Here is a 13,176-nt window from a genome sequence, read left to right on the forward strand (position 1 = left end):
AATGATGTATCACATGCATACATCCATCAAACACATTAGGAGGTCATAATGATGACACTAGAACAACAACTCAAGCACTATATAACCAACTTATTCAAACTGCCAAAAGATGAAAAGTGGGAATGTGAATCTATCGAGGAAATCGCTGATGATATCTTACCTGACCAATATGTAAGGCTTGGGCCACTCAGTAATAAAACACTTCAAACCTACACCTACTACTCTGATACACTTCACGAAAGTAATATCTACCCTTTCATTCTCTACTATCAGAAACAGCTCATAGCCATTGGTTATATTGATGAAAACCACGATATGGATTTCTTATATCTACACAACACAGTCATGCCCCTTTTGGATCAACGGTACTTACTAACAGGAGGACAATAATATGCAAAAATACATCAAAATCACACAACTAGTCATCACAATTCTTAGTGAAGTTATTATTTGGATGAAAGAATCAGAAAGAAAGGAAAACGCTTATGAATAGATATATAACACGCGGCATTGCCAATAACTTACCTTTCACATTACAACACCAATTATGGCAACTTGTAGTACGACGAGAACAAACACAATCAAAAGGCAAGGAATCATTGGATTATTTTCATATATTCCAATTCAATATGCACAATAATCAACTATATATCAAACACAAACAAGAACGTCCTGAGTATGTCAAATTTCATAAAGCTAATTATTCAAAAGCTATCAATATCAATAGGGTCTATATCATTCGTGAAGATGATATAGACCTTTCTTATTATGTCATGTTATTACCAGAAGAATACTAGAGGAGTGAATATTACATGAAAACAATAAAAAATACATTAGAAACTGAAGCCATGTTCAGTGATGACCAACAACATCGCTATCTACTTAAGAAAACATGGGACAGTGAAAAACAAACAATCACAATCATCACAATGTATCCGCATTATGATGGCATTCTCAACATCGACCTAACAACTCAGCTCATTATGAACAAAGTTTCAGAAATGGATGCATTTGGTTCCATCAATTTTGTGAATCTATACTCTAATATTAAAACCCCTATCAATCTCAAACATTTAGAAAATGCCTATGATAAGCATACAGATATTCAAATTATGAAGGCAGTGAAAGAATCAGATGAAGTGATATTAGCATGGGGTGCTTACGCTAAAAAGCCCGTTGTTGAAGCACGCGTCAATGAAGTATTAGAGATGTTGAAACCACATAAAAAGAAAGTGAAACAACTCATGAACCCAACAACCAATGAAATCATGCATCCCCTTAATCCAAAAGCGAGACAGAAATGGATTTTGAAAGCATAACAAATATATGGAGGTAAAAGATGAAAGAAATCAATATCGTTTCACTACAAATGATAAAAACAGATACATTAAGTTATCTAAAAGATTGTATTACCAGTCCTGAGGATGTTGCAGAAACTATGCAATCATTCATTGTGAAATATGACCTAGAACATCGCATTCTTATATGTATGAATAGTAAAAATGAACCCACACATTCAAACAGTGATTCATCCAGAGAAATATTCAAAACTACAATACTTAGTAACGTAAATAGTATTATACCAGTTCATAATAATTCAAGTAGCAATGTAACACCCTCTCCTAAAGATATCAATGTAATCGAATTGATAATGTTCATCATTGAAATGATGGGTATTTTATTCTATGACTGTATTATTTACTCAGATTGTAAAACTTATTCCATTAGACGATATAACTTAAAGCTAGAAGTATAGTAATATTTTGACACTTCTATTACTTTTTATTTTCTAATATATAAAGACAAACTTAAATTATGATTCTTGACTAAGAAATATTCATAAAATATTAATGTAATGATACTGTTAACAAAAGCAATTATAGTCGTTTATCTACCTTTGTGGTTATATGAGAGTAATTCATACAAAAACGGCAATTGCTATTGTAGCAATTGCCGTTTGATAAAAATGTTATTTCAAATTCAAATTGTCTCGATAATCTTTAATGATTTGATCATTATCACCAGGATAGAAGTAATAAAGGTCATCATCGCCTAAAGTATTTTCACCATTTAAAGTATGACGATTCACATTTTTTTGCGCAGCTTTATAATCAGAGCGAATATCATTTAAATCAGTTAAACTCAAATCCGTTTCAACATTATCTTCTACCGCATTAAAAATTGAATTAATTTTAGGAATAGAACTTGGATTCATTGATTTTTTAGCTACTGCTTCGATGACGAGTTGTTGACGTGCTTGTCTTCCTTCATCGCCTCCAGCACCTGCTTCTTTTCTACTACGCATAAATGCTAAAGCTTCTTTACCATCCATGTGATATTTTTTTCCTTTTTCAAAAGAATAATTAGATTTGGTAAAATCCCCATTACTAACAACGTCTACACCGTTCACTTCATCAATAAGCGTAGAAACTCCGTCCATGTTAATAGCAGCATAATGATCAATAGGGACATCCATTAATTTTTCTACAGATTTCACTGCCATATCCGGTCCACCATATGCATATGCATGATTAATTTTCTCCTCTGTATCTTTACCAACTATCTTAGCATGTGTATCACGAGGCACACTAATCATTTCTGTCTTTTTATCTTTCGGGTTAATTGAAAGAAGTACGATAGAATCAGATCTTTGACCACCATTCTCAGATGCTCTAACCTCATCAGAATCAATACCGAACAACGCAATAGAAATAGGCTCCCCGTCTTTTAACGGCTTATCTCTCAGTTCAGAATGCTCTCTATCCAAAGGATTATTGATGGAACTATTTAATACTGTTAATTTATAAAAAATAAACGCTGCTGCAAATATTACAAATAACCCTAAAATAATGATTATTGTTAGAATAACTTTTTTTGCTTTTGAATTTTTCTTTCTTTTTCTTCTTTCCATATACCACCCATCCTTACTTTTTGACTAGCAATCTTTTTATAATTTGAATAATACGTTGTTGATCTTCGACTGCCATATCAGAACCAGAAGGTAGACATATACCTTGTTCGAATAAATATTTAGCATTGTCAACACCATCAAAATAATATTCATATTGACTATATAGTGGCTGTAAATGCATTGGTTTCCATACAGGTCTCGCTTCTATATTTTCTTTACTAAGTGCTTCAATTACATCATTTGCTGAAAATCCTGTTTTATTCTCATCAATCGTTAATGCTGTTAACCATCTGTTAGACTTAGATTTAGGTAGTTCTGGTTGAAATTCGATGCCTTCAATAGTTGACAATTCATGATAATATTTATCAAAAATTGCTCTTCTTTTTTGAACACGTTGCTCCAATACTTCCATTTGTCCTCGTCCGATACCAGCTGATATGTTGCTCAATCTATAGTTAAAACCTAATTCACTATGTTGATAATATATCGCTTTATCCCTAGCTTGAGTTGCTAAGAAAAATGCATGTTCATTTGATTTACTATCATTTGTGACTAACATACCACCACCACTGGTAGTAATTATTTTATTACCATTAAATGAAAAAATACCATAATCGCCAAAACTTCCGCTCATTTCCCCGTGAAATTCTGCACCTAAAGATTCAGCCGCATCTTCGATTAAAGTTACATTATATGAATCACAAATTGCTTTAATTTCATCTAATTTAGCAGATTGTCCATACAAATTAACTGCTATAACGGCTTTTGGTTTAATTGATTTTTTTTCAAATTCTTTGAATGCTTTTTCCAATGCAACAGGCGACATATTCCAAGAATCTAATTCAGAATCAATGAATACAGGTATAGCATTTTGATATAAGATTGGATTAGAAGTTGCGCAGAAAGTTAAAGAGGTACAAAATACATAATCCCCTTCTGTTACCCCACTCTCTATCAGTGCCAAATGTATAGCAGCAGTTCCACTACTAACAGCCAATGCTTGATCTATATTGATATAAGATTTTATACTATTTTCAAATTCAGTCACATTCTCTCCTAATGGCGCTATCCAATTCTGTTCAAATGCTCTCTCTATATAAGTTTGTTCATTCCCACCCATATGTGGTCTAGATAAATATACGCGTTCATTTGTCAACTACTCTCACTCCTCCTTGGGTTTTGCTGGTGTACCAACAACTGTTTGTTTGTCATTAACATTATTAATAACGGTCGCTCCTGCACCTACGATACAATCACTACCTATTTTTATTTGCGGTAAAACTGATGCGCCAATTGCAATATGCGAACGTTTTCCTATTTCAACATTTCCTGCTAATGTCGCATTTGGAGAAATATGAACGTAATCTTCTATAAAATTATCATGTTCAATAACTGATCCTGAATTAACTATTACATGGTTGCCTATTCGTGCGTCTGCATTAATAACAGCGTTAGGCATGACAACTGTGCCAAACCCAATTTGAGCACTTGGACTTACACTCGCAGTCGAATGTATCAGTGATGGAAATCGATTTTTATGAAGTTGCATTTCTTTAAACAGTTTATTTCTTATAACATTATTACCTATTGCTAAGCAGAAATAATAATTTTCACTATACAATTGTATATTATCTAAATTATCATAAAAACAATTCCCATCTTCTTCATACGAAGAGAACTTATTATCCAAAAATCCTACGACAGTATAGTCCGGTGATTCATCGATAATATCTTTAATCACTTTAGAGTGGCCACCATTTCCTATTAAGATTATACGTTTCATTAAACATTACCTCTAAATTTTTCTGCAGTGACATGAGATTCAGAACTAATATCTTTTTTCTTCAATACATTTTCTATTGTTTTATATAAAATATACATATCTAGTTTAAATGATTGATTTTCAGCATACCATACATCAAGTTTAAACTTCTGTTCCCATGTTATTGCATTTCTACCATTTATTTGTGCCCAACCTGTAATGCCCGGTTTAACATTATGACGTTTTCTTTGTTCTTCATTATATAAAGGTAAGTATTCCATTAGTAATGGTCTTGGTCCAACTAAGCTTAAATCACCTTTCAACACATTTATTAATTGCGGCAATTCATCAATACTTGAATTTCTAATTTTAGAACCAAGTTTAGTCATACGTAACTCATCTGGTAACAATTGACCTTTATCATCAAATTCCGTTGTCATTGTTCTAAATTTATAAATGTCGAAAGGTTTTTCATTTTTTCCAGGTCGCGTTTGCTTAAACAATACTGGTTTACCGAGTTTCTTTGAAATTAATATCATTGTTACTAGGGTTATAGGTAAAGTCATTATGAGTACAAATAAGCTTGTAATAATGTCTAAAAATCGTTTAGCCATAAGTTCATCCCTTTCCTTATAAAATTATGAACTACTTATTTTATTTTTTCGCGATAAACCTTCAATAAATCATCCCAAATGATTTTGCTATCAAATTTTTCATTCACTCTTTTAATGGCAGAATTACCTAGGGTTTCAGTTAATTCTGAATCATTTAAAAGCTTTTCAATTTTACTTGCAATATCAACGTAATCACCTTTAGGCACAATGTATCCTGTTTCACCATCAATAACGGTATCTTTCGCACCTGTTACGTTTGTAGTAATTACAGGGACGCCTAATGCTTGAGCTTCTATACTGACATTCCCAAACCCTTCACGATACGTTGGGAAAACTAATACATCCATATGATTATAATAATATACTGTATTTGACACTTGGCCTGCAAGTACGATATTTTCATCATTCATTAAAAAATTAAAATCTTCTTTACTTATTGAATTATCTTTTTCAATCTTACCTACTATTAAAAGCTTAACATTATATCCCTTTTCTTTAATGATCTGGAATGATTTTATCACTTCTTTTATGCCTTTATCCTTCACAATTCTTCCAACAAAGCCAATTACAAAATAATCATTTAACTTTTCGGCTAATTCTTCAGGAATATCTGTAAATTCTTTTTTGAAATTTTCTAAGATAAGCCCATTTGAGCTTCCATAACCTAAAACTTTTATGTTCTTTTCCTTTTGTAGATTGAGCTCTATAATTCTTGTTTTTAAACTTTCAGATATTGCAATTATATCAGTAGCACAAAACATAGCAATTTTTTCCATTAAATATAATATTTTATATTTAATACCTGTTACAGTTTCTAATCTTAATCCTCTAACAGTGTATATACGAACTGGCCTCCTAGTTAAAAAGGCAGCCACAGTTCCAATCAACCCAGCTTTAGGTGTTCCAGAATTCACTATATAAGGTTTTTCCTTCAAAAATAATTTAATCATTTTAAATAAAGATTTAATGTCATTTTTCAAAGATATTTCTCTTTCCATGTTAATTTCATGAACAATATCAGAAGAATAAACTTTTAATTCTTCACCCTTCGAGGTAACAACATTTACATCAAGATTATTCTCACGTAAATATTCGATTTGTCCTTTCATTAGAGGAATACTTTTTGAAACAGTTACTAAATGAAAGATTTTATTTCTTTCCAATATATCAACACCTAATCTGTTTATTAATAAATTTTTTACAAGCGCCATAAATTTTGTGATTCTAAAATTTCATTTTCTTGAATAATACCTTTAATATCAAAAACAACTCCATTATCTTTAACTAAATTTAGATATTCCGATTTATTATCGATATAGTCTTTATGGGCCACTGCAAACAATAAGGCATCAGATTTTTTTAGATTTTGTTTTTCTGTTAGGTCAAATCCAAATAATCTCTCTGCTTCACTTCTATCTGCTTCAACATCATTAACTACAACATTCAATCCAAATTCCTTTAGTTCTTCAATAATATGAATAACTTTTGTATTACGTAAGTCTGGACAATTTTCTTTAAATGTCAGTCCTAAAACATTAACAGAAGCACCTTGGACTTCTAAACCTTGTTTTAACATTTCTTTGATAATATTTGATGCAATATGTTGAGCCATGTTATCATTTATTCTTCTTCCAGCTAATATTACTTCTGGATGATGACCGACTTCTTGTGCTTTATGAGTCAAATAATAAGGGTCTACTCCAATGCAATGTCCCCCTACTAAACCTGGTTTGAAATTCAAGAAATTCCATTTTGTTCCTGAAGCTTTTAATACTTCGTTTGTATCTATATCTAATTTATTAAAAATAATTGCTAATTCGTTCATTAATGCGATATTCACATCGCGTTGTGTGTTTTCAATTACTTTTGCCGCTTCTGCTACTTTAATAGATGAAGCTTTATGAACTCCTGCAGTAACTACTGAGCTATATACGTCTGCAACAACTTCTAATACTTTTGGCGTTTGACCTGATACCACTTTTGTAATCGTTTCAAAGGTATGCACTTTGTCTCCTGGATTAATTCTTTCAGGTGAATAGCCAACAAAAAAGTCTTTACCGCATACTAGACCAGAGTATTTTTCTAATACAGGTACACACTCTTCTTCTGTGGCACCAGGATAAACTGTTGATTCATAAACAACTATTGTGTCTGGTGTAATTACTTTCCCCACTGTTTCACTGGCTTTTAATAATGGCAATAAATCAGGTTTATTATGTTTATCAATTGGTGTAGGTACAGCCACAATAATGAAGTCAGCTTGTTTCAAATCCTCCGCGTTTGATGTATACTCTATATTCGTTTTTTTTAATTTTTCTTCAGTTACTTCATTTGTTCTATCGTAATTATTTTTTAGTTCTTGAATCCTTGCTTCATTAATATCAAATCCGATTACTTTATGTTTATTCCCAAAAGTCACAGCTACTGGTAAACCTACATAACCTAATCCAACTACAGCAATATTTCTTTCCATCAAAAAACATCTCCCTAATTTTATTTATAATATTCTAAGTACCAATCAACAAATTTATTTACACCATCTTGAATTGTAGTTTCTGGTTTAAAATCAATATCTCTAAATAAGTCATCAACATTTGCATAAGTTTCAGGTACATCTCCAGGTTGTAAATCCATGTAGTTTTTCTTAGCTTCTTTACCTAATTTATTTTCTATAGCTTCTACAAATTCCATCAATCTAACTGGGCTATTGTTTCCAATATTGTAGACTTTATATGGTGCATAGGATGATCCAGGATCTGGATTTGCACCTGACCATTCTTTATTTGGTGATGCTGGTTTTTTAACAAGTCTACTAATTGCTTCAACAATGTCATCAACATACGTAAAATCTCTCATCATATTTCCATAATTATAAACATCTATAACCTCGTCATTTACGATTGCTTTTGTGAATTTAAATAGTGCCATATCTGGTCTACCCCATGGACCGTATACCGTAAAGAACCTCAAACCTGTTGTAGGTAATTTGTATAAATGACTATACGTGTGTGCCATTAACTCATTTGATTTTTTAGTTGCTGCATATAAACTTAACGGATGGTCTATGTTATCCGAAGTGCTAAATGGTTTTGTTGTATTAGCACCATATACTGAACTAGAGGAAGCATAAATTAAATTTTGAATATTAAAATGTCTACAGCATTCTAAAATATTCATAAAACCAACAATATTAGAGTCAATATATGCCCTTGGGTTTTCTATACTGTATCTAACACCCGCTTGAGCTGCTAAATTAACTACTACTGCTGGTTGTTCATCTCTAAATACTTTAGATAATTCGTCATAATTTTCTAATTTCAATTTATAAAAAGTAAAATTCTCTTTTCCTATGGATTCTAATCTATCTTCTTTCAAAGTAACGGAATAATAATCATTAATACTATCTACGCCTATTATATGATGGCCCTGTTTAATTAACTTTTTCGCAAGATGTGATCCAATAAAACCAGCAGTACCTGTGATTAAAATTTTCATATTTTATATCTCCTTCACTTTTTTGATTGGTACACCCACATAAACGCAATTTTCTTCAGTATTTTTATTTACAATTGCCCCTGCACCAATAACATTTCTTTTATTGATAGTGATACCACCAAGTACTCTAACACCTGTAGCTATCCACACATCATTTTCAATGACAATTTTTTTGGGTTCAACTTGATTGAATTTAATTGGTATTTTACCATCAGTCCACGTATGATCTGATGAAATTAATGTCGAGTGATTTGCTATAGATACATCGTCACCAATTTTTATTTGCCCAAATGCATCAATATAGGTGTATGCGTGGATGCTTACATCATTTCCAATAGATAAATTTTGTATATTCTTTATAGATACAAACTTTCCTACAAATAAATTTCTACCTACATTTTCCGCGAATTTATTTACATATAAATTTCTATATAAAATCGCAATTTTCGATTCACTAATATTAAAAACATCCCATAATAGATTGCAAATCGTTTTAGGTGCATAATTATATGGCTTTTGCATTAATTTTATAATTGTATTCATTTTATTTTTCATAATCATCACAATTTCCTAAATTTGTATTTGTAATATATATATAATAGTGTTGCTGGAGGCAGTGCAAAGATTGAAATAAGTAACGGAATTTTATCTTTAAATTTGTACCTAGGATTTAAAGATGTATCTATCCATGAGATATCAAACAATAATATATCAATCAACTTTTCTTTCAAATTAGGAAGCTGATTATATGCTTTTTTTCTATATTCGCAATAATTTTCTGCAGATTTAAAATAATTAGTTTTAACACTACTACTTATACCATCATCTAAATATTCAACATATTTTGTTTTCACGTTTGACAAATGGCAGTCATATAATTCACTGAATTCAAGCAACTGGTATGAAGGTGGCATATGTCGTGAATCACCATATTGTGGAAATGTCATATATCTAATAAGTGATGTTTTATATACATAGCATTTATCTCTTTTTACTTTATATAAATATCTTAAATCCACCCAATTAACCTTATCTACTTCTGGTAAAGTTTCACCTAAAACATCACCATTTTCATAAGAATCTAGTGTTATTAACGCTGCCATACTTGGATTTTCAGCGAATTTTGAAATGAAGTAATCAGCTGCGTATGAGTAAAACCAATCATCGCTATCAAGACAAGTAAATAACTCACCAGATGCAGATTTCAAACCTATATTGGTAGCTATATGCTTTCCACCATTGTTTTGTTTTATATATCTAATTGGAAATTTTTCTGTCGAAAATGTTTTCACTAATTGTTCAGTATTGTCTGTAGATCCATCATCAACAATTAACCATTCAAAATCATAATTAGTTTGATTCAGTAATGATTCAAAAAGTCTAGGTAACGTATGTGCCCTGTTATATGTCGGTGTGAAAATAGTTAATTTAGTCATTTATTATCTCCTATCTTATACAGTAAATTAATAAATTCTATTCCTTTATTCTCAGGGACATACCTATTATTATGAAGTTCGGTTTTTATTTTTTTATAAAGTTGCTTATCTTCATATAATCTGATAATTTTTGCCGCTATTTCATTTCCATTCATATTCGTAATGAATCCATTTTCACCATCAACAATTTGTTCATAGACCGTTTCAAAATTAGTAGCTACAACAGGTATTTCATAATAAAGCCCTTCATCAATAGTATTTGATTTGCCTTCAAACCTAGAAGGATGTACAAGAACATCCATTTTTTTAAGAATATTCCCTGTATTGAATTTAAATCCTATTGGTAAAACTAATTTTTCTAAACTACTCTTTTGTATCTCTTCTTTTAACCATTCTTCCAATTTTCCAGTACCAACAATATACCATTTGAATTTTATTTGTTGATTTTTCAAAATTTTTGCCGCTTCAATTAATAAATCTAAACCTTTACCATTGTCCAACCTACAAATTGTACATAAATTCATATATTTTGAATCTTTATCAAAATTTTCACCCTCTATATTTTCATATAGTTTAATAGGTAAGCTGTTGTAGTAAACATAAGGTTTTATATTAAAGATATTTTCAAAATTTTCAGCTGTCATTTTTGAAACGGCAATCATACCATTCATTTTTTCAAAATATTTTTTGTCCAACTTATGATCTCTTTTTAATACTTTATAATCTGTTCTAATCCAACCAATTTTATGATTAGCTTTAATAAAATCTTCTATAAAGTAAACAGAATGCCCTCCAGATACACCAACAGCAACATCATATTGTTTTGAAAAATCTTCATTGTTCCATTTATTTTCAATCCAAAATTTTTGTTTACTTTTAGTATTGTCCTGTAATTTTAGTTGGCTTTTAATCACAAACATTAATACTTTTAAAATCAATATTGGCTTATTTAAATTTCGCATTATTTTTTTAAATAAATTACTTTTATCTAGCATTAATAATGAGTACTTACTTGGAACTTGAACAACGTTTACATAATCAGGAATGTAACTCGTTAATTTATCTTGTTGATTTAAAATCATCAAATCAATTTGTACATCAGTATCTTTTAATTCATATAATAAATTCACAAGACTCTTTTGAGGTCCACCAAAATTAAAATTATTTACCACAAATAATAATTTCACTTTTTCACTCCTCTTGCCGGAATACCAACAACAGTTTCATTTTCATCTACATCTTTTAAAACCAATGTCATAGCCCCAATTGTTGCATTATCCCCAATTTTAATACCACCAATAATAGTGGATCCTGCCCCTATAAATACATTATTTCCAATTGTAGGTCTTCCATGTTGCCCTCGACCTCCAATTGTTACATTTTGTTGAATTTTGCAATTTTCTCCGATTATTGCATTTGAGTGAATAACACACCCTAAACCACTATGTGGAAAGATTGTTCCTTTACCAATTTTCACACTTCTTGGTATGTCGCAGGCAAATATAAATCGGTTAAATTGCTGCATTAGCCTTGGTAATATTGGAATGTTTTTTTGGTAAAGTTTAGTCATTAATATTATTGATTTATTCATTAATGATTTCTTTTTCATTTCTTTCACTCCTTATATCTTTAATAACGTAATAAACCCAGTACCAATTATTAAATACTAATTGAATAATAAATAATGGCATTATTAAGTATAATAATTTTGATTCAACGAACGTCAATACAATAACCTGTGCAATAATAGTTATAATTGCAAACATTAAAAATTGTTTGTAATGAGGGATTTGGTTTTTAGTTGTCAAAAATGTTGTGAACAGAATTTGATTGTTGTACAAGAACCTATAAACAATAATAATTAGCATTAAACCAATTGGTAATAATTTATAATCAGCACCAATGATATCCAAAGCGAAATTACCAAATATTAATAACAAAACAAATGCAAAAATGTTGAAAATATAATTTGTTATCATCGATTTAATAAACAATCTAAACAATTCGTCAAACTGATTTCTAACTCTTAAGTAATTGAATTTAGATAGATATGTATTAAAATAAGAATTTGATAACGTTAAAATTAATGTGATTATTTGATTTATCAATCCAAATTGCCCTGAAATTTTTAAAGATAAGAAATAAGAACATAAAATTAATGGAAAATTTATTACTAAATAATTAGATAAAGATAAGATTCCAGTCTTTATAGTATTAGGTAAAAACGCCGAAAAAATTTCCTTATCATATTTAACTTTTATCCTATTATTTGTTGCTCTTGTTTCATCTGAAAATCTGTAATAATTAAATGATTGTAGTAATCTATTTACAATTACAGAAATAAAGTATGCAAGTGAAACTCCAATTATTCCGTATCCTAACAATAAAAAGATAATTGATAATAATAATTGTGTTACTTTAGTAACTACTAAAATTTGATTGTATACCTTTATTGCTCCTATCCCTTTTAAAACAGCATTCCAAAAAGAAAACGCAATATTTAACACAATAGATAACATATAAAAAAACCATGCAACTAATGCTGTAAATAGGTCAATTTCGCCATTTGTAATTTGTACTAAGTATAAAGTACCAAAAGTCATAAATGTTATTAGAATTAATAAACCCATGATATAGTAAATAAACTTCACAGTTGATAATACTTTTATAAAATACCGAAGATTTATTCCATCATCTTTTATATCACTCTCATCAAAGCCCTCTTTTTTAACAGTTTGAGCGCCAGACCATAAATAACTAATATTTCTAGCAATAACTGCTTGAAATCCAAAATCAATTAACATTGCTAATCCATATAGTGAAGTAAACGTATACCATAAACCTAGTTCAACTGAATTCAAAAATTTTAATATGATTGGTAGTAGCATAATATTTATACCTTGCACCATAGCTAAACTGATATAACTCCAAGCAACATCTTTTTTTCCAATATTCATG

16 protein-coding genes are annotated in these 13,176 nt (G+C 30.1%); 4 read left to right on the plus strand and 12 right to left on the minus strand.

Annotation, left to right across the window (positions count from 1 at the left end):
- Positions 1-51 precede the first annotated feature (51 nt).
- The 4 genes from KA845_RS05510 (at position 52) to KA845_RS05525 (ending at position 1,756) form a co-directional block, all read left to right on the plus strand.
- The gene (locus KA845_RS05510; protein WP_107628101.1) at positions 52-390 is read left to right on the plus strand and encodes an SAUGI family uracil-DNA glycosylase inhibitor; all 339 of its coding nucleotides are present in this window, start codon (positions 52-54) and stop codon (positions 388-390) included.
- A 95-nt stretch (positions 391-485) separates the two neighbouring features.
- Entirely contained in the window at positions 486-797 is a 312-nt protein-coding gene (locus KA845_RS05515; protein WP_210127848.1) for a DUF960 family protein, read from the plus strand.
- A gap of 15 nt (positions 798-812) precedes the next feature.
- Positions 813-1,319: a DUF1643 domain-containing protein gene (locus KA845_RS05520; RefSeq protein ID WP_038679395.1), complete on the plus strand. Its 507-nt coding sequence runs from the start codon at positions 813-815 to the stop codon at positions 1,317-1,319.
- Between the two features lie 20 nt (positions 1,320-1,339).
- A complete protein-coding gene (locus KA845_RS05525) occupies positions 1,340-1,756 on the plus strand; it encodes a JAB domain-containing protein (RefSeq protein ID WP_080704791.1) in 417 nt (138 codons plus the stop codon).
- Between the two features lie 213 nt (positions 1,757-1,969).
- Here the strand turns inward: KA845_RS05525 and KA845_RS05530 are convergent, their stop codons facing one another.
- The 12 genes from KA845_RS05530 to wzx are packed head-to-tail and all read right to left on the minus strand — an operon-like array spanning position 1,970 to position 13,175.
- Positions 1,970-2,911, minus strand: a complete 942-nt coding sequence (locus tag KA845_RS05530; RefSeq protein WP_038679397.1) for an LCP family protein — start codon at positions 2,909-2,911, stop codon at positions 1,970-1,972.
- A gap of 13 nt (positions 2,912-2,924) precedes the next feature.
- The gene (locus KA845_RS05535) at positions 2,925-4,031 is read right to left on the minus strand and encodes a DegT/DnrJ/EryC1/StrS family aminotransferase (protein ID WP_051664374.1); all 1,107 of its coding nucleotides are present in this window, start codon (positions 4,029-4,031) and stop codon (positions 2,925-2,927) included.
- A 42-nt stretch (positions 4,032-4,073) separates the two neighbouring features.
- Positions 4,074-4,694 carry an acetyltransferase gene (locus KA845_RS05540; RefSeq protein ID WP_210127849.1) on the minus strand — a complete coding sequence of 207 codons (621 nt, stop codon included), beginning with the start codon at positions 4,692-4,694 and terminating at the stop codon, positions 4,074-4,076.
- Positions 4,694-5,287: a sugar transferase gene (locus KA845_RS05545; protein WP_038679400.1), complete on the minus strand. Its 594-nt coding sequence runs from the start codon at positions 5,285-5,287 to the stop codon at positions 4,694-4,696. The genes KA845_RS05540 and KA845_RS05545 overlap by 1 nt, the downstream gene beginning before the upstream one ends.
- Before the next feature lie 35 nt (positions 5,288-5,322).
- Positions 5,323-6,450: a glycosyltransferase family 4 protein gene (locus KA845_RS05550; RefSeq protein ID WP_038679402.1), complete on the minus strand. Its 1,128-nt coding sequence runs from the start codon at positions 6,448-6,450 to the stop codon at positions 5,323-5,325.
- 35 nt (positions 6,451-6,485) lie between these two features.
- Positions 6,486-7,760, minus strand: coding sequence for a nucleotide sugar dehydrogenase (locus tag KA845_RS05555; RefSeq protein ID WP_038679404.1), 1,275 nt, complete (start codon positions 7,758-7,760; stop codon positions 6,486-6,488).
- 20 nt (positions 7,761-7,780) lie between these two features.
- Positions 7,781-8,782, minus strand: coding sequence for an NAD-dependent epimerase (locus KA845_RS05560; protein WP_210127850.1), 1,002 nt, complete (start codon positions 8,780-8,782; stop codon positions 7,781-7,783).
- Positions 8,783-8,785: 3 nt separating this feature from the next.
- Positions 8,786-9,343, minus strand: coding sequence for an acyltransferase (locus KA845_RS05565; protein WP_080704792.1), 558 nt, complete (start codon positions 9,341-9,343; stop codon positions 8,786-8,788).
- Positions 9,343-10,218 carry a glycosyltransferase family 2 protein gene (locus KA845_RS05570; protein ID WP_051664354.1) on the minus strand — a complete coding sequence of 292 codons (876 nt, stop codon included), beginning with the start codon at positions 10,216-10,218 and terminating at the stop codon, positions 9,343-9,345. Before KA845_RS05570 ends, KA845_RS05565 begins: the two co-directional genes overlap by 1 nt.
- Entirely contained in the window at positions 10,215-11,405 is a 1,191-nt protein-coding gene (locus KA845_RS13120) for a glycosyltransferase (protein ID WP_038679409.1), read from the minus strand. The genes KA845_RS05570 and KA845_RS13120 overlap by 4 nt, the downstream gene beginning before the upstream one ends.
- Positions 11,402-11,827 (minus strand): serine O-acetyltransferase, encoded by a 426-nt coding sequence (locus tag KA845_RS05580; protein ID WP_051664355.1) that lies wholly within the window; start codon positions 11,825-11,827, stop codon positions 11,402-11,404. The genes KA845_RS13120 and KA845_RS05580 overlap by 4 nt, the downstream gene beginning before the upstream one ends.
- Positions 11,802-13,175, minus strand: a complete 1,374-nt coding sequence (gene wzx / locus KA845_RS05585) for an O-unit flippase-like protein (RefSeq protein WP_038679411.1) — start codon at positions 13,173-13,175, stop codon at positions 11,802-11,804. The genes KA845_RS05580 and wzx overlap by 26 nt, the downstream gene beginning before the upstream one ends.
- Between the last annotated feature and the right edge of the window lies 1 nt (position 13,176).

The organism is Staphylococcus sp. GDX8P114P-2, from assembly GCF_017892945.1.
Taxonomy (GTDB): domain Bacteria; phylum Bacillota; class Bacilli; order Staphylococcales; family Staphylococcaceae; genus Staphylococcus; species Staphylococcus arlettae.